This window comes from Undibacterium sp. Ren11W (assembly GCF_049340485.1).
GTDB lineage: Bacteria > Pseudomonadota > Gammaproteobacteria > Burkholderiales > Burkholderiaceae_D > Undibacterium.
Genome location: NZ_JBMPPB010000001.1, coordinates 634,162 through 652,965 on the forward strand (window position 1 = coordinate 634,162; position 18,804 = coordinate 652,965).

Below are 18,804 nucleotides of genomic sequence, written 5' to 3' on the forward strand. Positions count from 1 at the left end.
GCCTAAGGATGAATCCAAAGTCAATCTTCAAGTTGAGTGGCGCTCCTCTGTATCGATTGAGGATGTTTACTTTATATTTTTATGTGTGCAAGTTTGTTGTGCTTGTATGTATTTATTGATAACGGATAGAATACAGCTTCAGTTGCCGGACTCGATGATTTTAGTCTGATTCATAATTCATTTGAATTTAGTTCGCATCTCGTTGGTATCTCGTTGGTATCTCGTTCGTATATTCGCGCAGCTCTACCGCTTTCAACTCTGGAGGGAAACACCATGCCACAATTAAAACTAACTTATTTCGATTTTCATGGCGGTCGCGGCGAGCCTGCACGGCTAGCGATGCAGATCGGCGGTATCCCGTTCGAAGACCACCGTTTTTCCTTCCCGGAATTTGCTGAGTTGCGCAAAAGCACGCCATTTGGCCAGGTGCCTACGTTATTGGTCGATGGTGTATTAGTGACCCAATCCGATGCCATCACTCGCTATGTCGGCAAATTGGCAGGCCTGTATCCAACAGATGCTTTTCAGGCGCTATTGTGCGATGAAGTGCTGACAGTGTTAGAAGACGCCTCGATCAGATTGGGCCCATCTTTTCGTCTGACCGGAGACGCTCAGAAAGCGGCGCGCCTGGACCTGGTGAAGGACTCCATGCCCATGTATCTGGGCTGGTTGCAAAAACAATTACTGGCGCATGGCGGAGAATACTTTGCCGACAATCGTCTCACCGTAGCGGATCTAAAAGTGTTCGTTGATGTGCGTGGCCTCAATTCGGGCTGGCTCGATCATGTACCTAGCGATCTGGTCGAGACGGTCGCCCCGGCACTCAATGCCCACATGCAGCGTATCGCTAAGCTACCAGCGGTGCAACAGTACTACGCCAAGTTCAATACCAAATAGGAGATTTAGCAAGCGGCGTTAAAGGTAAAATGCTTGCATTTTTGACCTTTAACGCCAATTCTCCTTGCATATCAATGACTGAGATTAACGCCTAACAATTGCAAATATCGTTACCGCGGCGCGCGCGGGTATCTGTCATATTTATCGTAACTATCTTAGCTCTAAGCGGCTGCATAATATGCGTGGTGCGTGTGAGGTGCTTGTGCTACCTGTGATGAGGGAACGAATCCGGGATACTTCGGTCAAAATGTTGTCATGGCCTAAACGCCAGATTCATCTTCCTATTTACTTCGCTCAGGAAACGCCCCATGAAAAAAATCTTAATCGGCTTGGCCGCGCTAATGCCCACACTTTGTCTGGCGCAAACCTCGGTCGCCGCCTCCAAAATCACGCAAGTGCTGGTGTATCCCGGTGGTGCCAAGGTAGAGCGGGTGGCGAAAGTAGCGGCCAGTGCGCGCGAACTCAAGTTCACGTGCTTACCAGCACGCTTCGATCTCGATTCTTTACAGGTACAGGCCGATGCTGGCATCGTGATCGGCGACATCAACGTGCAGACGCTGGACCGTGCACGCGCACCGGAATGCGCGACTAGCCCACTCGATGCCCGTATCCGCGAACTGGAAGATCAGAAAGCTGCCATCGCTGCCGAAGATGCGGCGCAGGCTTTGGTGCTAGGTTACCTGAAAAACTACGGCAATGATAAGCAAAGCGGCCCCATCGCCAGCACTGCCGAGCAATTGCGCCGTACAGGACAGGATGCTCTGCAACGCCAGCATCAGGCACAGCGCCGCGCTGAAGTCATAGAGAAACAACTGTCCCCTTTAATCGCGGAACGCGACCGCCTGATCGCCAGCAATCCGCAAGTACGCACGGTGCAAATTCGTTTGGCGGCACAAACCGAGGGTGAATTGCGTCTGTCTTATCGCTTGAGACAAGCCGGCTGGACACCTGTGTATCGCGCCTATCTCGATACCAACAAAGCGCAACTGCGTTTGGAGCGCCACGCGCAAGTGGCGCAGACTAGTGGCGAGGATTGGACCAACGTCAATCTGCGCCTGTCCACCGCTCAGCCGAATCTGGCCAATCGCATCAACCCGCCGTATCCGTGGACCTTAGACATCCGACCACCTAAGCAAGAGGCGAGCTATCTTGCGGCACCGGCCGCGATGCGGATGGCCAAATCAGCAGCACCTGCCGGCGCTGATAGAGTCATGCTCGATGAAGACGCCGCCCCTAACTTCGACGTTAGCGTATTCCAAGGCGAATTCGCCGCAGAATTTGTAGTGCCGGGCAAGATTAGTCTTGCCAGTGATGGCCAGCGTGCTGCTTTTGCGCTCGGCAATCAAAACCTGGAGGCGCAAATAAAAGTCCATGTACAGCCGCAGCAAGAAGTGCAAGCCTATTTGCTGGCGGAGGTGGGGCGCCCGGCCGGCTCCTGGCCATCGGGTAATCTGCAATTATTCCGTGATGGTGATTTTGTCGGGCAAAGTCAATTGCAGCTGGGTAGTGATGAACGCCTGGAGTTATTCTTTGGACGCGATGAGATGGTGCGGGTACAGCTAGAACCAGAGCAACGCGACGCCGCCAACAAAGGCTTTATCGGCAGCCGCGCCGAACAAAAAATTGGCCATGCTTACCTCATAGAAAATCTGCACAAAAAAGCCATTGCTCTACAAGTTTTAGAATCCTCGCCGGTCGCGCGCCACGAAGACATCCATGTGCAAACCCAGTTCTCACCAAAACCCGCGCAAGACGCCTGGCATAAACAGCCTGGCATCGTCGCCTGGCAATTACCACTAGAACCAGGAAAAACGCTGCGTCTGACGGCCGACTATGTGATTAGCTATCCGAAAGACGCGATCGTGAATGGGCTGCGTTAAGCCAAAAAAATTAACCTGTTCTCGCCACAGAGCGCAGAGTTTGCAGATGAAATTTGGTGTTTTTCTCTGCGCTCTCTGCGTCTTTGCATTAAGTCTTTTATCGTGAGCCGTTACCGGTGCGACTTGTAGGTTTTTAGAGCGAGCCCAGTTTTGTATGCGCAATCCCGCTGCGGCTGCTGGCGGCTTTTCGGGCTGGAAGCCGCATGGATACTGCGCAAACGATTTTGGGAACTTCAAAAAAACCGTTAATCAGGATGTAGCACAAGGCGCAAACCGGAGCAATACGTCGGAATTGCGAGGATCGCATTGAATAATCGACGCAGCGATGTGCGCAGCTTCCCATGACTTTTGGCACTGATCATGTAGCCTTGGATTACGTAGAATGATGCTGTCCATTAAAGCCTTAGCCTTTCCCAGCATGATAAAAAAAATTAAATTGAATCGAATTGCTGCGATAGGTGTTGCCGCTAGCCTGATACTGGGTGGATTTGAATTCTTTGAAGTCTATTTGGGTGGCGTGGGCAAACTCGATTTGCATATGCCGCTTGGTGTCATTGCCAGCCTACTGGCAAAAAATTTTGCCAGTTCCGCAGGTGATCCTGGATCGGCAATTAGCCAACAAGTATTCGCCTATCACTTTATGTGGATCAGTCGCGTTCTTTCCACATTCTTATTTGCGGCTTCGTTTTGGTATTGCAACGATCTATCGCGGCACTCCAGCGCGCGCCAGATTAAGAGCATTTTTTTGGTTCAACTGTTGATCGGTGTCAGCGACTTATCGTCTTTACTCTGTGTTCTGGCGGCAGAGTTCGCTTTGCTGCTGCCTCGGCGTCAAGCCCAGCGTTGGCTAGGCTTGCAAATGATCAGCTATGCGCTGATTCATCTGTACTATTTATTCGGCTACGGCCTGCTGTTTAGTCGTGATGAAATCGAAATCGGCCTGTTTTTTCTGGTCGCCCAATGGCTGCTGTATTTTATTTGCTATATGGTTGTGTATGGATTGATGCGCGAGCGGCGGCGTAGTCTAAATCTGAGCGCTTCCCATGCCCAATTATTGGCGACCCAGGCCATGCTCGGTGATGCCGTAAGGGCATCCGAGCGACTCCGCATCTCGCGCGACTTGCATGACATCATAGGGCATCATCTGACTGCACTAAATTTACATTTGGATCTCGCTCAGCGTCAGGCCCACAATGTCAATGCCGCAGATTTACAAACTTCTTTAGGGATTGCGCGAGAACTGGCACAAGCTTTGTTGTCGGAAGTGCGGGGCGTTGTCAGTATCGAACGCCAACAGCAAAAAATTGATTTAGCGTATGCGCTAGAGACGCTGTGTGCTGGAGTGCCGCGGCCAGCCATTACCCTGGAGTTAGACAAGACATTGGAAATTGATTCGGCGCTGTTGGCTCATACCTTATTTTCCTGCATACAGGAGAGCATTACGAACTGCGTCCGGCACGCGAATGCGAGCAGCTTGCATATCAAGCTCGAACACGACGATTTCGCAATCAGGTTGGCGATTACAGATAATGGCATAGGTCGACAAACGCAGTCTGAGAATAACGGCTTGTGTGGCATGCGCGAGCGACTAGAACAAATAGGTGGTCAATTGATCTTAGATAATCCGCCTGAAGGAGGTTTTAGGCTGGACATCCTCATTCCCAGAACAAGCTTGCAGGTGCCGGCATGAGTATCCACGTGGTGTTAGTCGACGATCAAAATTTGGTGCGTAGTGGGATACGCGGTTTGCTCAATTTAACACCGGATATTCGCGTGGTAGCCGAAGCGGCCGATGGCGTGGCTGCGCTTGCGGTGCTAGAACAGTGCCGTCAGAGCGCAATAGTGGTCGACGTCTTGCTACTGGATATACGCATGCCAGTTTGCTCAGGCTTGCAGTTATTACACACGCAGCAGGGCAAGTTGCCGCCAACGATATTACTGACCACCTTTGATGATGACGATGCGCTAATGGAGGGCATGAAGTCAGGTGCAAAAGGCTATTTACTGAAAGATATTTCACTAGAGCGTCTGGCTGAAGGTATCCGTAGCGTCGCCAATGGTGCGACTTTGTTCCGGCCCGCTTTAACCGAAAGAGCGCGCACCTCATTAAGCAAGCAGCTTCACACTATGCCGGCTGCCGCCCCCGTGAGTCTGGATAGGCTGACTAAGCGCGAAACCGAAATCTTAGCCTTGATGGCAGCGGGTCTGAGCAATGCCGAAATTGCCAGCGCCCTTGGCCCTAGCGAAGGGACGATTAAAAATCATGTGTCGAGCATACTGGCAAAATTGGGCGTGCGTGATCGCATGCGCGCGGTTTTACGTGGGCTAGAGCTGAGTTATATTTAAGCCGATCCCGTTCAACGTAGTGGACAAAAAAATTGTAAAAGCATGACTTTTGGCACTGACAGCGAAATGGATATTTACCTATAGTGAGCTTCTCATCGTAGGTATGTTAAGAACCTCCATTTCACTCTGTTAAGGTAACAAGCATGAATAAATTTTTGTCCGGTTTTGGTGTTGCGCTAGTCATCGCGGCGAGCTTGAGTGTCGCCACTCCGCTGATGGCGCAACAGGCTTACGTAGGTGTGGCAATCATGACCCCGGGTGAGGCCAACTTGAACTACGCACCTGGAAAAACAGTGGCAAACGCCGATCACTTAGTAGCAAAAAAAATCTACGGCGGTGCCGAGTTCGATAACCCGTTCGCCCTTGAGTTAGGTTTTTTGGATTGGGGCTATCAGTTTAATGTCCCGACAGCCGGAAATCATCTAGCCAGAATCCAAGAAGTGGACGTTAAGGTGAATATGCTGTATCTGGCCGGGAAGGCGAGCATGCCTGTCAGCGAAAATTTTAAGCTATTTACCAAAGTTGGTATTGCTCGACTACATACCGATTTTAATGGAACTGCGACAGCCAATAATCTACGTGGTTTGGTCGGATTTGGCGTGGATTACAGCATAACCAAAAAAATTGGTTTAGTTGTTGAATTTCACCGTGCAGGATCAATTAACGGTGTGCCTCAACAAAAATTGGAAGCTGGTTTGAAATTTACTTTTTAAGATCAAAGAGATCGGCATTGATTTAGATGGGAGCGATGCTGATCGCTCTAGATTTGCGCCGGGCGGGCCTCTATACGCAATCATTGTGCGGGCTGTGGCACGAAATTGGCCTGAAAGGCGCGTGGATACTGCGTAAGCGGTTTTTGGACATCGCGTTTTACGGTGATGATGCCTCTCTGGGCTAGCGCATGGGCTGCATTGCCAAAGCCCAAAAACCCTCAGGTATGTCAATTGCGCTGAGCGGATAAACGCGTATCGGTTAAGATGCTGACATTTCCACTTCCTACATTGAGAAAGCTCCCATGAAAATCGATAAAGATACCGCGGTTACCCTGCGTTTTACCGTCGCTGACAGCGCTGGAAAAGTAATAGAGAACGGCAAGACGCCGATTTCTTACCTGCACGGAGGCTATGATAATTTGCTGCCAAAAATAGAAGCTGCCTTGCAGGATCAGGAAGTGGGTTTTAAAGCCACCCTGAATTTGGCAGCCGAAGACGCCTTTGGTGTGCGTGATGAGAGTTTGCTGCGCACCATCTCCAAAAAAGATTTTCCACCCGGCGTCAAGGTAGGAGCCTCCTTGCAAGGCCATACGGATGCCGGTGAAGAAAAAGTGTACACCGTGCTCAAAATTAAGGGCGATCAGGTCATGCTAGACGGTAATCACCCGTTGGCGGGCAAGGCCTTGCGTGTGGGTTTGCAGGTGTTAGAAGTGCGCGCCGCAACTGCCGAAGAAATTACGCATGGCCACGTCCATGGCGCTCACGGGCATCAGCACTAAAAGTAAAAAGACGACAGGGGTGACGCTTTACTTGTATGTCTGCTGAGGCGAATATTTCACCCTTGGTCGCTAAAGGCAATCTGGCTGCGGCTGCTGGCTGCAAATTGGCCTGCAGGGCGCATCCAGATTGCGCTAGCGAGTTGGGCGCTTCTAAAAACCCGTTAATCTAGATGCAGCGCAAGGCGCAAACCGCAAATCCTCGCAATACGTCGGTATTGCGAGGATTTGCAACGCCGTGATGCGTCCGAGTATAGGGTTTTTAGAAGTTCCCATTTGGCATCGGCGATTCAGGTCTCGCGAGCTATACTTTTAATGCGTCTTAGCTGTCGCTGCAAATAGCTGACGAAATACTGTCAGCGCGGCTGGATGATAGATGCTGGCATGGCTCTCTTTCGGGTAGTTCTCATAGGTCCAATGTAAGCCCTGCACCTGGCTCGCTTTGAGCATGTCCGAAAATTTATTTGCCACGTTTGCCATTCCGGCTTGCCCGGCACTAGCGAAATACAGGTTCTTCGCTAAGCGTGGCTGCTTGCGTAACTTCTCGGCAAATTGGCTTGTCAGCGCTTCGTCATTCCACCATAAGCTGGGATCAATCGCGATATAGGTTTGAAATAAATCCGGCGCGTGCAACAAACACTCGAGGGTAAATAAACCGGCCAGAGATTCACCGATCAGCGCGCGTTCTTTGGTGGTGCGATAGCGTTGTTCGATTTCAGGTATCAACTCGTCTGCGATGAACTGCCGGAACAACGCGGAACCGCCCAGATTTGGCACTTCTTTTTTATCCAGGGCATTCTCACTTGGACCAGTCAAATCATGGCGTCTGACGGTGTTTTCTATCCCCACCAAAATAAACGGACGCATACTGCCATTGGCCATCGATACTTGCATCAAACCTGCGATATGCAAAAAGTCTTCGGCCAAACCACCATCTAACATGTAGATCACGGGGAAAGTGCGGCTGCGGTCTGCCGGATAGGCGTCTGGCAGATAGACGTTGATGCGTCGCGTTTCTCCCAAACCCTTGGAGACCAATTCCAGACTATCTCCTATCACTAAAGGCTTTACCACGGTCTGTGTATGGCCTAGCGGTGACACAAGGCTCAGCGCTAGGGTCAACGCCAAGAGGAGAATACTTTTTGATCGGGAAAAACGCATGACTATCCTTAGAATAAAAATCAAGTCCCAGAGAATATAGTGCGCGGCGAAGCGTTGCAAGGACAGTGCAAGCTATTTTTTACGGCCAAGCAATGCCATCCATATTCTTGACGGGATACTACTAAAGCCCCGAACCGTTCGCCCAATAATAATTTAATAATTAATTAACTTTACTTTGATATCGCGCAATGTTATTAATTGTTATTTGAATAATACTACTATGCAACTCGCGAGATAAATGGTGTGCTCATCAGAATAAGCAGAAGACCTAAATAAGCAGAAGGCCAAAAATGAATTTAGACGCCCAAATCAAAGATTGTTCAGCGTGCAAAGCGAAATTTACTAGCGCAATGGATCAGGGCGCCGAGACAAGCTTGTTGGATGATATTTGCGAGTTTGGAACATGGCTGAACGGCGACGCGAAAAAACAATACGGTCATTTTTCGATTTATGAAACCTGTGTGCAAATGAATTCAAAATGTCATTTGCTCGCCGGAAAAGTTGCGTCGGCTGTCGATAATAAAAAATATATGGATGCCCAGGCCATGCTGGGTAGTGGTGCGCCACTCGGGGTATTGTCGACCTCTATGGCTGTGGCGATTATGCAGCTCAAGAGAGAAGCCAAAGAGTGGGATTGAGACTTGCAGTGTGTTGACCAATGCGCCTTAAAATTACGCTGATTGTCGGCATCAGGCTCTTTAGGCGCTTGCTGTGATTATCTATCAAGCTCATCTTCGCCTAGTGGCATGGTGCGTCGACGCTTCTAATCGCTCCTGATCGCTACTAATCGTCGCTCATTTGGCACGCGATTATTGAGCCACATGCAACCAGATTTCATTGCGTCGCAAGAACCACGGCATGAACGGTGGATCGTAGCGCGAATACACTGCTTCACCTTCCCATTTTAAATTGGCTGATTCCAGCGCAGCTTTCAATAGGCTCAGATGTTTGTTGTAGTTATTATCCGACCAGAAACCTGAGTAACGGATCACGGCTAGCCGGGCAGGTGACACTTCGCGTAACTTTACACGTTGATCCAGTGGTTCTGGCGCGCTCGCCAAGGTCACGTCTTTAGGTAACACGAACTGCACCACAAAGCCGCCCGAGCTTTGAGTCTGGGTGACAGGTGCGCTCATCTCCAGTTTGGTCGGGGCGTCCGCCTGAGTCACAGGCGCTGTCATTTTTAGCTTGCGCGCGCCCTTATTATTGCCGAAAATATATCCGGCCAAGATGGGAAATGCGACATTGCCAGCCTGATCGGCCGGACCTTCCACCACCACCTCTGCCACCGCGTAAGTAGCGTAATCGCGAATTTCGATGTCCTTGATACGCTGAACGATTTTAAAATCGGGCTCGTCGGTGGCTTGGCTGTCCATAGAGAAACTAACTAAAAAAAGTGATGGTAAAGCAAACCAGAGCCAGATCCAGAATCTAGGAATCGGTTCAATTTGCCGTTCTTGTCGATCATGAAAATTCATGCGCATGGCGTACCTCGGTTTGCTTATCAGATCATGCACCAGACAATCATTTTTTTCTGAGCGCGTTTAAAGCCAAGTCGATTTACTTTTTCAGGGTGAGTTCGTCGTGAATAGTGTGGGCACCATCCGCGGCGCGAGCAATCTTGATCGCCTGCTCGATCTGCGCCTGACTGTTTAATTCTCCGATCAAACGTACATCACCCTTAAGTGTCTCAACAGTGATGTTGCTCCCCTTAAGCAAATCGTCTTGAAGCAGGGTTCTTTTTACGTTCGTTGTTACATCGATATCCGAAACATTCGCAATTTCTGTTGTGGTGTTTATCTTAGGTTCTTTGTTGCAGCCACTTGCCAACATTGTTAGGCTCAATACAGAGGCAAAGAATACAAATCGCAAGTGCTTGTTCATTTGGTGGTTCTCCAACGAGGACAATATGGGACGACATAGCAAGCACTATCGCTGATTCAGGCGCGCTCGTCGGTACGGTAGCGAACATAGGCACGAGGCTAAGGCGTGGAGCTCGTTAGGCTAGCCTGAGAATTTCAAGCACTTCCAAGTGACTTTCTAAAAAACCCATAATCGTGCGCATCGGGGCGTCGATTGTTCAATGCGATCCTGGCAATACTGAATACTGAATACTGAAGTATTGCTGAGGTTTGCGCCTTGCGCTGCATCCCGAAAACAGGGTGTTCGGAAGTGCCGCCAATCCTCCGCGCAATCCCCATGCGGCCTGTGGCAGCATATTGGCCTGCAGGCCGCATAGCGATTGCGTCAGCGTTTTTGAATATTGCAAATGAATATAGCCAATGCATAAAACAAATGAATAAGTGCAGAGTTCTGTCAGTACTCTGCCTACTTTAACGACGCGGAGGCAGTGGTATAAACTCGGTCTCACCGGGCACCTGACCCATGCGTTGAGCTTCCCAGTCATCGCTAGCCTGCGCAATACGTACTTTGCTCGATGAGACGAAATTCCACCAAATGAAACGCGGCCCATCGAGCGGCTCTCCGCCTATCACGACGAAGTGTGCCGCACTGCTGGCGCGTAGCAGCGCTGCGCTGCCAGTAGTTAGCAGGGCCATCGTCCCTAATTCTAGTTTGACTCCGGCTATCGCTAGCTCACCGCTAATCGGATAAATTGCCGCTTCGGGCGGTAGATCGTCCAGGTGCAACTCTTGCCCCGCCTGCAGTAGCACGTCCAGATACAGGGTTTGCATATAGGTGGCGACCGGTGAGGTTTGTCCGAAAGCCGTGCCAATGAGCACCTTCACCACGGCACCGTCCAGATTTACGATAGGAAGCGCTGCTTGCGGCGTATGCGTAAAACTCGGCGCATCCTCTTCATGCGATTGCGGTAACGCGGCCCACAGTTGTAGGCCGTGGGCACGGTGCGCTACGTTAACCAGCTCGGGTGGTGTGCGTTCTGAGTGGACGATGCCGCGTCCGGCCGTCATCCAATTGATGGCACCGGGCTCGATACGCTGGAAACAGCCGAGACTGTCCCTGTGATCCATCGCTCCTTCGAATAAATAGGTGACGCTCGCCAGACCAATATGCGGATGCGGACGGACGTCATGGTTGGCGCCTGGCGCGACAGCTAGCGGGCCGAAATGATCAAAGAAAATGAAAGGGCCGACCGCCTGCTTGCTGGCTGCCGGCAGATAGCGACGTATCAGCATACCGCCGCCCAAATCTTTTTCATGACCCTTCAATACGGTAAAAATTGTCATGCTCTACTCCAATACTGTGCTTATTTCAGTGGTGACGGTCGCCATCAATTTATGGATAGGGCATTTTTCGGCGACGGCCAGTAACTCCTGGCGCTGCGCCTCGCTCAGATCGCCACTCAAGTGCAGTGTCACGGCCAGGCGGTAAATGCCCTTGCGCTCATCGCTGGTGTCGCGCTCGGTGCTGGTTTCTACCTGTTCGAGCGGGATAGCCTTGCGTTTGGCATACCACACTACGGTCAGTGCCTTGCATGCGGCTAGCGCAGCGTCGTACAAATCGTGGGGCGATGGTCCGGCATCGCTGCCACCTTCCTCCAATGAGACATCGGTCGAGACCAGATGATTGCGTACGTGCAGAATATGACGCATTGGCAAGGACTGATCGCGCACGGCTTTGATTAACATAGTGATCCTTTAGTGAATAAAGTCAGAAAAACCACAATTTACACTGTTTGGTGAAGGCGCGTCTCAGCTTGTATGCTGCTGGCGGCGTACTCACAGAGCATAGGCAAATTGCGTACAATAGTCGCTTTGCAAGCACTTTTTAATCCTGATGAAAATACACGGTGAGTGGATCATTACCCTAGTGCGTAACGTGCTGGTGCGCACTACTTTTGGCGGCTTTAATGAGGAAGGCACGTGGGCCTGCTTTTTAGATACCAAACAAAAAGCGCCGGTCGGCAGCACATGGGCGGGCTTGACCAATGCCTCCCATTGGGAAATGTCGAGTATCGATTCTTTACGGGCTTTTCCTGAAATGCGGGAATGGGCATTTGCCCATGGTTGCGTATGCCTCGCTGTAGTCGTGCCAGACGCATTGCGGCAAGAGATCCATCAACGTCGAACCGGCAATCTACCAGAAAATCTGGTGCATTATTTCTCAACACTAGAAGACGCATGCAGTTGGCTGACAGCACGCGGTTTTGCGTTCTCTGTTGCAGATTATCCGCACGAAGATTTTATTGAGAAAATGCAGGAAATTTACTAGGGTTGAAATTGGCTGATTGGCTAATTGGCTAAATCAATTGGCGGCATTGGTTCAGGCGGCTAAGCTGGCGCAACGTGTGCCGGATCGCTACCTTTTTTAGTATATCAGGCTATGCATTTAGGCCAAACGTACTTGTTGGGTTTCCGTCATCAGCTTGCATGGAGTAGCAGAGCTAAAACCGCTGTTTCAGCTCTGCTAATGGGGCGTCGATATTTTTTAAGCGGCCGATCTGGCGCTCACTTTAGGAAAATCGATGTCAGTTTGCGCAACGTTGTTGACGTAATTGGTCAAAACATTGAGTGCCACGTTGACGACGATTTCAAGCACGCCAGCTTCGTCGAAATCTGCTGCACGCATAGTCGCGATATCCGCATCCGATACTAAGCCACGGGTTTCGGCAATACGGCGCGCAAATTGTAAGGCGGCGTCGGTGCGTGCGTCTTCTGAATGTGCATCGCGTGCGGCGCTCAACTCGGCATCACTTAATTTGGCAACGTTGCGACCCAGATAATCATGTGCTGACAAGCAGTAATCGCAGCTATTGTATTCGGCAATCGCCAAGGCGATACGCTCGCGCATTTGTACGTTGAGCTTGCCCTTGGCCACTGCGCCATTGAGTGACAGATAGCCTTCCAGCGCTGCCGGGCTATGGCCGAGCAGTTTCATCAGGTTGGGGGTGACACCCAGTTGTGCTTGCACAGCGGCTAACAAGGGTTTAGCTGCGGCCAGAGTTTGTTCTGCAGTAGGGATGCTGATACGAGACATGGTGAGACTCCTAAATATGATTGATTTAATTTACCGGGATTCGCTGCTTGATCAGCGAATGACCAAATCATATCTATTCATGAAAAAATAGAGAATTACCTTGAAACACAAGACACTCTTCCGTATATTGGAATAATGGATAAATTCAATTTAATGAATATTTTCGTCGCCGTGGTCGATACCAAGGGCTTCGCCGGGGCCGCGCGTAAGCTCAGCATTTCACCGCCAGCGGTGACCCGTGCGATCAACGAATTAGAGAATCAATTGGGGGTGCGATTGCTTTCGCGCACCACGCGTGTGGTGCGCGTCACCGAAGCTGGCGCGCGCTATGCCGATGATTGCCGCCGCATTCTGTCCGAGCTGGCCGATGCTGATGAATCCGTTGGCGGCACCCATGGCGCACCGCGCGGGCGCCTAATGCTGACCGCTCCGGTGATGTTTGGCGCCAAGTTTGTCACGCCTATCGTTACCGCATATTTGCAGACTTATTCCGATGTCAGTGCCACTTGTCTGTTCCTCGACCGCATCGTCAACATGCTCGATGAAGGCATCGATGTCGCGGTACGCATAGGTGAATTGGCAGACTCATCGATGCAGGCGATACGCGTGGGCCAGATACGGCGTGTGATCTGTGGCGCGCCTGCTTATCTGGAAAAACATGGGGTGCCGAACACGCCTGAGGACCTGAGAACACACAGCATCATCTCGGCCAACAGCATAACGTTTACACCAGAATGGCGATTGATGAAAAACGGCGTGCCGCATAGCGTTAAACTGCAACCACGGCTAAGCTGTTCGACCAACGATGCCGCCGTGACAGCTGCGGTGGCTGGTTTTGGGTTGACGCAATTGCTGTCGTATCAGGTGGCAGAGCAGGTAGGCGACCTAAGGCTTCGCACTGTGCTCGATGAATTCGAACCGGCCGCCCTGCCTGTGCATGTGGTGCATCGGGAAGGCCGACATGCTTCGCAAAAGGTGCGCTCATTTCTGGATTTTGCGATACAGCGTTTACGTGCTGAGCCGGCGTTACGCTAAGCACCAAGGCTCGACGCGAAGACCTTCACACCTTCACACCTTCATACCTGCATGCTGAAATCCATCACCCAGTGGGTTTCCCAGTGTGCGCCGCTATCCGCAGAAAAAGCCTGCTCCCTGCGTGGTGCATCCGGGTTTTCCGATATCCATAAAATCAAAAGGGTCAGCATCGTTTAAATTGAAAGCGACGCATTTGTATAGTTAGCTTTTCAATTTCAGTTCATAAAAATTCAAAAACAAAGCAACGCTAGTCTGTATCAAAATCTGCTGCTGCTCCGGGTTCAAGATAGGTTGTCCCATGGCGACTTGCGGCCAGAATGCCAGCGACTTGAGTTGGCCCATCAGCATGTCGCCCATTAATAGTGGGTCGGCTTTATTGAGTCGGCCATCCTGCTGCGCCGCTTTGATCCAGGTCACGATACCTTGTTCGCTCTGTTTGAGTTTGTCGACCATGTCGCGTGCGCGATCTGGCGTATGGATGGTAGCGGCCACAGCGACGCGGGCCAGATCGAGAAAATTGGGGTCGCACAACATGCGCATCTTGCGGCTTAAAAACTCATCTAACTGGATTTGCAGACTGCTTTTGCTCTCGTAGGCCAGCGCTTCCTGAGTGCTCGCGGTTTGCCAGAGTTGCAGCAAGATGGCGGCAAATAAATCTTCTTTGCTGGAGAAATGGTTGTACACCGTGCGCTTGGATACTTCGGCAGTGGCGGCGATTTTGTCCATGCTAGTCGCTTCAAAACCTGCGTTGCGAAATTCAACAATGGCAGCTTGCAAAATGGCGGCACGTTTGCGGTCGGTCTGCCGCTGCGCAATAGGGAGGTGCATGTCTGGGCTGATGTGAAGCGGGTCGCTCATTGAGAAAATAATTAGAGAAATAATACAAAGAATTTTACACTAGGTAGTTTACTTTATTTGGCTTAGAAACTACACTGTGTAGTGTAATGTTGGTGTCGAAATAGAGTTTTCCTTGATCTCAGGTCGAAATTGAGCAGAAACTCGGTCGATATCTAGTCAAAATTACATCGATAAAAAATAAATCTAGCATTTTTACCAGCCCAACCCGGAGTCTAAGTCGCCATGAAACACCTGAATGATGATGCTTTTGAGCAAAATAGCGCTGTGCCGCAGACCCTGCAAGCGGGTCCGAAATTTTTGAATCAGCGTGGTTTGCGCGAGCCTGGCTTTTTGCAAAGTGTGCATCTGGCGTGGCGCTTCTTATTCAATAAACCGGCCAATACGGTGCCGGCGGGCAGTATCCCTGTCCATGAGTTGACCTCAGCGGCCTTGCTGGCCGCACCCGATAACAGCTTATTTCGTCTAGGGCATTCGACGCTATTGATGAAGCTCAATGGCGCATTTTGGCTGACCGATCCGGTATTTTCTGAGCGCGCCTCGCCGTTTCAGTGGCTGGGGCCGAAGCGCTTTCATCAGCCGCCGATCGGCATCGCCGATTTGCCCGCCATCAAGGGCGTGATACTGTCGCATGACCATTTCGATCATCTCGATAAAGCGGCGATCTTGCAACTAGCCGACAAGGTTGAACATTTTCTGACGCCAACCGGGGTCGGTGATCGTCTGATTGCCTGGGGCATAGACGCTGCCAAGGTGCAGCAACTAGCCTGGTGGCAAAGCACAACGGTGGACGGCATACAGTTTGTCGCGACCCCGGCGCAACATTTTTCCGGTCGTTCGCTGCGTGACCGCGATCAAACTTTATGGGCCTCGTGGTGCATACTGGCGGCCGATATGCGGGTGTTTTTTAGCGGCGATTCCGGTTATTTCCCTGGCTTTAAACAGATAGGCGAGCGCTATGGCCCGTTTGATCTGACCCTGATAGAAACCGGCGCCTACGACAAGCTTTGGCCGGACGTCCACATGCAGCCTGAAGAGTCTTTGCAAGCGCATCTGGATCTACGCGGTAAGTATTTGCTGCCTATCCACAATGGCACTTTCGATCTGTCTTTGCACGCCTGGTACGAGCCTTTCGAGCGCATCGTCGAGTTAGCTGCCAAACATAGCGTGCGCATCAGCACACCGCACATGGGCGAGGCCGTCGACATGGCCGAGCCTCAGGCTGGACAGCGCTGGTGGTTACTGCCCAGCACGCGACAAAGGCGACGGTCACGCTTGAGTCTGTGTGCGGCAAGGGCGAATTAAGACAAGATCAATCTTCTATTTTTAAATTCAATTTCTCATTTTTATTACGATCATCATGACAAAAATTGCTCTCATTACCGGTACCTCATCAGGCATAGGCTTATACACTGCCGTCCAATTTGCCCAAGCGGGCATGACGGTCATCGCGACCATGCGCAATCTGGAAAAAAGTACGGCCTTGCAATCTGCGGCACAGCAGGCCGGAGTCGAGCTTCAGATCATGCAATTGGATGTGCAGGATCATGCTTCTGTCGAGCGCTGTGTGAACCAGCTTATTCTTCAGCATGGTCGTATCGACGTCTTGGTGAATAATGCGGGCGCGGGATTTCTGGCGGCCATGGAAGAAACCAGCATGAACGATTTACAGCAAGTGATGGATGTGAATTTTTATGGCGTCTGGCGCGTCACGCAGGCGGTGTTTCCCCACATGCAAAAAGCGGGATCCGGGCGCATCATCAGTGTATCTAGCATCGGTGGACTGCTAGGGCAGCCGTTTAACGACGCCTATTGTGCCGCAAAATTTGCCGTAGAAGGATTTATGGAGAGCCTGGCACCGGTCGCGCTGCGCTTGGGTATACAGGTCTCACTCATAGAGCCGGGCCCGGTCCATAGTGAATTCGTCACGAATGTACAAAATCAGAACCAATATTTGCAGCGACATATTGCCAGCTATGACGCCATGCGTGACGCATATCTAGCCGCAGCCAGCCAGGCGTATGCACATGCGGGGCAAACGGCAGCGGAAGTTGCCGCTATCATTTACACAGCGGCCACTGCGGAACAAGTCCATTTTCGTTATGCTACTTCGGACATGATACGGGGCGTGATCAGTAAAAAATATACCGATCCAAGTGGCGACAGCGTGCTGGCGTTGGTCGGTGCGCGCTTGCCTTAAGCAAGCGACTATTTACTGTTCCTAGATGGGGCACACTAGGCTGGCTTTAGTTTGTAACCGCAATCCCTATGCGGTCCGTGGCCGTATATCGGCCTGTAAGGCGCATGTGGATTGCGTAAGCGTGTTTAGAAGTTCCCTTTAGGAGTGGTCCTTCGATGTTGGATTTTTTCGACCTGCTCGTGCACTCTTGAAATGAGCGCAAATGTGCGCATATTGAATAACAGAACGGCGCACCAGGCGCCGGATTTTGATATCTGCCGCCTTTAGACTGGCAGTGAAAGGGCAACAAATAATGAGCAAACAAATCAAGATAGATTTCGTCTCCGACGTCTCGTGTCCATGGTGCATTATCGGACTTAAATCGCTTGAGCAAGCAATTGAGCGTATCGGTGACGCCGCCACGGTGGAGCTACATTTCCAACCGTTTGAACTGAACCCGGCGATGGGGCCGCAAGGGCAGGATATCGGCGAACATCTGACTGAAAAATACGGCAGCACTCCAGCACAGATCAGCCAGACGCGCGAGATGATACGGGCGCGCGGTGCTGAGGTCGGTTTCCACTTCGAGATGGCTACGCGTAGCCGCATCTACAATACTTTCGACGCCCATCGTTTGCTGCACTGGGCCGACCTGCAAGGCCGCCAGCACGCCTTAAAAATGGCGCTGTTTGAAGTCTATTTTAGTCAAGGTGAAAGCCCCGCCTCGCATGAAGTGTTGGTGCGGATAGCGGGCGAAGTGGGCTTAGATACGGCGGAAGCGGCGCGTATTCTAGCCTCCAATACCTATGCCGCCGAAGTGCGCGAACACGAGCGTTACTACCAAGAGCAAGGCATCAGCTCGGTGCCGGCGATCATTATCAATGAGCGCCACCTGATCTCTGGTGGCCAGCCGGCTGAGGTGTTCGAGCAAGCGCTGCGCAAGATCATCGCGCAGGAGTAAGCGTTCCATAGCGTGTTTGTTTCAACATGCGCTTACCCCCGGTTGAAATTAAGCGCGCGCTTTAATCCATTGACTAATCGCCGCTCCGTCACCGACCAATGCGCCGTTGACAAACATTTGCGGCGAGGTGGACTTGCCGGCGACAGCCGACAATAATCGTTGGCGCACATTGTCGGCCAATGGCATTTCAAAATAGCTCACGCCGGCAGCTTTCAGTTCCTCTTTTGCAGTCGCGCAAAATGGGCAACCATCTTTAGTGAACAAGGCGACTTGTTCAGGCTTTTTGGCGTCTGGTGCTATGTGCTTGAGCATGGTGTCAGCGTCGGATACCAGGAAAGGATCGCCTTCTACGTCCGGCTCGATGAACATTTTGCTGACCACACCATTTTTGACTAGCATAGAATAACGCCATGAGCGTTTGCCAAAACCTATCGCCGACTTGTCTACCAGCATGCCCATACCTTCGGTAAACGTGCCGTTGCCGTCCGCAATCGGGCGCACCGCTTTTAAACCCTGGTCTTTGCCCCATGATTCCATGACGAAGCCATCGTTGACCGAGACACACAAGATACTATCTACGCCGTTAGCTTTAAACGCAGGGGCGAGTTCTTCATAGCGTGGTAAATGCGTCGAAGAGCAGGTGGGAGTGAATGCGCCAGGTAAGGAAAAAACAACGACAGTTTTGTTGTCAAATAATTCGGCGCTATTGGTCGCAACCCATTGGTTGTTTTCATGGAGTTTGAAATCGACTTGGGGAACTTTATTGCCTTCAAAATTTTGCATGATATTTCCTTTAAATTAAATGATGGTTGGTAATTGGCGCTAGTGCACATCGGTATCAAGTGACGGTTATAGTAATAGCCAGTCTCATTATTCATGAGCCAGTCCATTGCCAAATAAGCATAATGCCGATCGCCGACATCATAGCGCGAAGAGGGGGGGGGCATGTGTAAAGTTGGTCAGAACATCAGGTTCGATAGGACAGTGACGCTGCCAATACTTGGGCTAGGCTGATACCGGTTTCAGATATTTTTTGGGGCTCGTT

The 18,804-nt window shown here is 51.1% G+C and carries 21 protein-coding genes; 12 read left to right on the forward strand and 9 right to left on the reverse strand.

The features are described 5' to 3' along the window. The first annotated feature begins 273 nt into the window (after positions 1 to 273). The 6 genes from ACO0K8_RS02920 (at position 274) to ACO0K8_RS02945 (ending at position 6,615) form a co-directional block, all read left to right on the forward strand. Positions 274 to 897, forward strand: coding sequence for a glutathione S-transferase family protein (locus tag ACO0K8_RS02920; RefSeq protein ID WP_422945118.1), 624 nt, complete (start codon positions 274 to 276; stop codon positions 895 to 897). A 308-nt stretch (positions 898 to 1,205) separates the two neighbouring features. Further along, the gene (locus tag ACO0K8_RS02925) at positions 1,206 to 2,777 is read left to right on the forward strand and encodes a DUF4139 domain-containing protein (RefSeq protein WP_422945119.1); all 1,572 of its coding nucleotides are present in this window, start codon (positions 1,206 to 1,208) and stop codon (positions 2,775 to 2,777) included. 418 nt (positions 2,778 to 3,195) lie between these two features. Continuing rightward, positions 3,196 to 4,467 (forward strand): sensor histidine kinase, encoded by a 1,272-nt coding sequence (locus ACO0K8_RS02930; protein ID WP_422945120.1) that lies wholly within the window; start codon positions 3,196 to 3,198, stop codon positions 4,465 to 4,467. Continuing rightward, the gene (locus ACO0K8_RS02935; protein WP_422945121.1) at positions 4,464 to 5,123 is read left to right on the forward strand and encodes a response regulator; all 660 of its coding nucleotides are present in this window, start codon (positions 4,464 to 4,466) and stop codon (positions 5,121 to 5,123) included. Before ACO0K8_RS02930 ends, ACO0K8_RS02935 begins: the two co-directional genes overlap by 4 nt. Before the next feature lie 143 nt (positions 5,124 to 5,266). Continuing rightward, the gene (locus tag ACO0K8_RS02940; RefSeq protein WP_422945122.1) at positions 5,267 to 5,836 is read left to right on the forward strand and encodes an outer membrane beta-barrel protein; all 570 of its coding nucleotides are present in this window, start codon (positions 5,267 to 5,269) and stop codon (positions 5,834 to 5,836) included. Between the two features lie 302 nt (positions 5,837 to 6,138). Beyond that, positions 6,139 to 6,615, forward strand: coding sequence for an FKBP-type peptidyl-prolyl cis-trans isomerase (locus ACO0K8_RS02945; protein WP_422945123.1), 477 nt, complete (start codon positions 6,139 to 6,141; stop codon positions 6,613 to 6,615). Between the two features lie 309 nt (positions 6,616 to 6,924). On the opposite strand, the gene ACO0K8_RS02950 is transcribed toward ACO0K8_RS02945, so the two are convergent. Then, positions 6,925 to 7,773: an alpha/beta hydrolase gene (locus ACO0K8_RS02950; RefSeq protein WP_422945124.1), complete on the reverse strand. Its 849-nt coding sequence runs from the start codon at positions 7,771 to 7,773 to the stop codon at positions 6,925 to 6,927. Positions 7,774 to 8,063: 290 nt separating this feature from the next. Here ACO0K8_RS02950 and ACO0K8_RS02955 point away from each other — a divergent pair, with 290 nt between their 5' ends. After that, positions 8,064 to 8,411, forward strand: a complete 348-nt coding sequence (locus ACO0K8_RS02955; RefSeq protein ID WP_422945125.1) for a hypothetical protein — start codon at positions 8,064 to 8,066, stop codon at positions 8,409 to 8,411. A 171-nt stretch (positions 8,412 to 8,582) separates the two neighbouring features. Here ACO0K8_RS02955 and ACO0K8_RS02960 read toward each other — a convergent pair whose 3' ends face one another. The 4 genes from ACO0K8_RS02960 to ACO0K8_RS02975 all read right to left on the reverse strand — a co-directional run bounded on the left by ACO0K8_RS02960 (position 8,583) and on the right by ACO0K8_RS02975 (position 11,381). Further along, positions 8,583 to 9,257, reverse strand: a complete 675-nt coding sequence (locus ACO0K8_RS02960) for an SOUL family heme-binding protein (RefSeq protein WP_422945126.1) — start codon at positions 9,255 to 9,257, stop codon at positions 8,583 to 8,585. Positions 9,258 to 9,333: 76 nt separating this feature from the next. Next, positions 9,334 to 9,657 carry a BON domain-containing protein gene (locus tag ACO0K8_RS02965; protein WP_422945127.1) on the reverse strand — a complete coding sequence of 108 codons (324 nt, stop codon included), beginning with the start codon at positions 9,655 to 9,657 and terminating at the stop codon, positions 9,334 to 9,336. 449 nt (positions 9,658 to 10,106) lie between these two features. Further along, on the reverse strand, positions 10,107 to 10,979 hold the full coding sequence (locus ACO0K8_RS02970; protein WP_422945128.1) for a pirin family protein: 873 nt from the start codon (positions 10,977 to 10,979) through the stop codon (positions 10,107 to 10,109). A 3-nt stretch (positions 10,980 to 10,982) separates the two neighbouring features. Then, positions 10,983 to 11,381, reverse strand: a complete 399-nt coding sequence (locus tag ACO0K8_RS02975; RefSeq protein WP_422945129.1) for an OsmC family protein — start codon at positions 11,379 to 11,381, stop codon at positions 10,983 to 10,985. Between the two features lie 148 nt (positions 11,382 to 11,529). Between ACO0K8_RS02975 and ACO0K8_RS02980 the strand changes: the two genes are divergently transcribed. Continuing rightward, positions 11,530 to 11,964: a hypothetical protein gene (locus ACO0K8_RS02980; RefSeq protein ID WP_422945130.1), complete on the forward strand. Its 435-nt coding sequence runs from the start codon at positions 11,530 to 11,532 to the stop codon at positions 11,962 to 11,964. Positions 11,965 to 12,180: 216 nt separating this feature from the next. Here ACO0K8_RS02980 and ACO0K8_RS02985 read toward each other — a convergent pair whose 3' ends face one another. Continuing rightward, complete coding sequence (locus ACO0K8_RS02985) at positions 12,181 to 12,729, reverse strand: carboxymuconolactone decarboxylase family protein (RefSeq protein ID WP_422945131.1); 549 nt, start codon at positions 12,727 to 12,729, stop codon at positions 12,181 to 12,183. A gap of 153 nt (positions 12,730 to 12,882) precedes the next feature. Between ACO0K8_RS02985 and ACO0K8_RS02990 the strand changes: the two genes are divergently transcribed. Continuing rightward, positions 12,883 to 13,764, forward strand: a complete 882-nt coding sequence (locus ACO0K8_RS02990) for a LysR family transcriptional regulator (protein ID WP_422945132.1) — start codon at positions 12,883 to 12,885, stop codon at positions 13,762 to 13,764. Between the two features lie 41 nt (positions 13,765 to 13,805). On the opposite strand, the gene ACO0K8_RS02995 is transcribed toward ACO0K8_RS02990, so the two are convergent. Continuing rightward, complete coding sequence (locus tag ACO0K8_RS02995) at positions 13,806 to 13,934, reverse strand: hypothetical protein (RefSeq protein ID WP_422945133.1); 129 nt, start codon at positions 13,932 to 13,934, stop codon at positions 13,806 to 13,808. 31 nt (positions 13,935 to 13,965) lie between these two features. Then, the gene (locus ACO0K8_RS03000; RefSeq protein ID WP_422945134.1) at positions 13,966 to 14,592 is read right to left on the reverse strand and encodes a TetR/AcrR family transcriptional regulator; all 627 of its coding nucleotides are present in this window, start codon (positions 14,590 to 14,592) and stop codon (positions 13,966 to 13,968) included. A gap of 252 nt (positions 14,593 to 14,844) precedes the next feature. Between ACO0K8_RS03000 and ACO0K8_RS03005 the strand changes: the two genes are divergently transcribed. The 3 genes from ACO0K8_RS03005 (at position 14,845) to ACO0K8_RS03015 (ending at position 17,759) form a co-directional block, all read left to right on the forward strand. Next, complete coding sequence (locus ACO0K8_RS03005; protein WP_422945135.1) at positions 14,845 to 15,924, forward strand: MBL fold metallo-hydrolase; 1,080 nt, start codon at positions 14,845 to 14,847, stop codon at positions 15,922 to 15,924. Positions 15,925 to 15,979: 55 nt separating this feature from the next. Then, positions 15,980 to 16,819, forward strand: coding sequence for an SDR family oxidoreductase (locus ACO0K8_RS03010; RefSeq protein WP_422945136.1), 840 nt, complete (start codon positions 15,980 to 15,982; stop codon positions 16,817 to 16,819). 292 nt (positions 16,820 to 17,111) lie between these two features. After that, positions 17,112 to 17,759, forward strand: coding sequence for a DsbA family oxidoreductase (locus ACO0K8_RS03015; protein ID WP_422945137.1), 648 nt, complete (start codon positions 17,112 to 17,114; stop codon positions 17,757 to 17,759). A 48-nt stretch (positions 17,760 to 17,807) separates the two neighbouring features. Here ACO0K8_RS03015 and ACO0K8_RS03020 read toward each other — a convergent pair whose 3' ends face one another. Next, positions 17,808 to 18,545 carry a glutathione peroxidase gene (locus ACO0K8_RS03020; protein WP_422945847.1) on the reverse strand — a complete coding sequence of 246 codons (738 nt, stop codon included), beginning with the start codon at positions 18,543 to 18,545 and terminating at the stop codon, positions 17,808 to 17,810. Positions 18,546 to 18,804 lie beyond the last annotated feature (259 nt).

Bases quoted from the DNA above. Each gene is read 5' to 3' on its own strand.
- ACO0K8_RS02920 (WP_422945118.1), top strand. From the start codon at position 274: ATGCCACAATTAAAACTAACTTATTTCGATTTTCATGGCGGTCGCGGC.
- ACO0K8_RS02925 (WP_422945119.1), top strand. From the start codon at position 1,206: ATGAAAAAAATCTTAATCGGCTTGGCCGCGCTAATGCCCACACTTTGT.
- ACO0K8_RS02930 (WP_422945120.1), top strand. From the start codon at position 3,196: ATGATAAAAAAAATTAAATTGAATCGAATTGCTGCGATAGGTGTTGCC.
- ACO0K8_RS02935 (WP_422945121.1), top strand. From the start codon at position 4,464: ATGAGTATCCACGTGGTGTTAGTCGACGATCAAAATTTGGTGCGTAGT.
- ACO0K8_RS02940 (WP_422945122.1), top strand. From the start codon at position 5,267: ATGAATAAATTTTTGTCCGGTTTTGGTGTTGCGCTAGTCATCGCGGCG.
- ACO0K8_RS02945 (WP_422945123.1), top strand. From the start codon at position 6,139: ATGAAAATCGATAAAGATACCGCGGTTACCCTGCGTTTTACCGTCGCT.
- ACO0K8_RS02950 (WP_422945124.1), bottom strand. From the start codon at position 7,773: ATGCGTTTTTCCCGATCAAAAAGTATTCTCCTCTTGGCGTTGACCCTA.
- ACO0K8_RS02955 (WP_422945125.1), top strand. From the start codon at position 8,064: ATGAATTTAGACGCCCAAATCAAAGATTGTTCAGCGTGCAAAGCGAAA.
- ACO0K8_RS02960 (WP_422945126.1), bottom strand. From the start codon at position 9,257: ATGCGCATGAATTTTCATGATCGACAAGAACGGCAAATTGAACCGATT.
- ACO0K8_RS02965 (WP_422945127.1), bottom strand. From the start codon at position 9,657: ATGAACAAGCACTTGCGATTTGTATTCTTTGCCTCTGTATTGAGCCTA.
- ACO0K8_RS02970 (WP_422945128.1), bottom strand. From the start codon at position 10,979: ATGACAATTTTTACCGTATTGAAGGGTCATGAAAAAGATTTGGGCGGC.
- ACO0K8_RS02975 (WP_422945129.1), bottom strand. From the start codon at position 11,381: ATGTTAATCAAAGCCGTGCGCGATCAGTCCTTGCCAATGCGTCATATT.
- ACO0K8_RS02980 (WP_422945130.1), top strand. From the start codon at position 11,530: ATGAAAATACACGGTGAGTGGATCATTACCCTAGTGCGTAACGTGCTG.
- ACO0K8_RS02985 (WP_422945131.1), bottom strand. From the start codon at position 12,729: ATGTCTCGTATCAGCATCCCTACTGCAGAACAAACTCTGGCCGCAGCT.
- ACO0K8_RS02990 (WP_422945132.1), top strand. From the start codon at position 12,883: ATGAATATTTTCGTCGCCGTGGTCGATACCAAGGGCTTCGCCGGGGCC.
- ACO0K8_RS02995 (WP_422945133.1), bottom strand. From the start codon at position 13,934: ATGCTGACCCTTTTGATTTTATGGATATCGGAAAACCCGGATGCACCA.
- ACO0K8_RS03000 (WP_422945134.1), bottom strand. From the start codon at position 14,592: ATGCACCTCCCTATTGCGCAGCGGCAGACCGACCGCAAACGTGCCGCC.
- ACO0K8_RS03005 (WP_422945135.1), top strand. From the start codon at position 14,845: ATGAAACACCTGAATGATGATGCTTTTGAGCAAAATAGCGCTGTGCCG.
- ACO0K8_RS03010 (WP_422945136.1), top strand. From the start codon at position 15,980: ATGACAAAAATTGCTCTCATTACCGGTACCTCATCAGGCATAGGCTTA.
- ACO0K8_RS03015 (WP_422945137.1), top strand. From the start codon at position 17,112: ATGAGCAAACAAATCAAGATAGATTTCGTCTCCGACGTCTCGTGTCCA.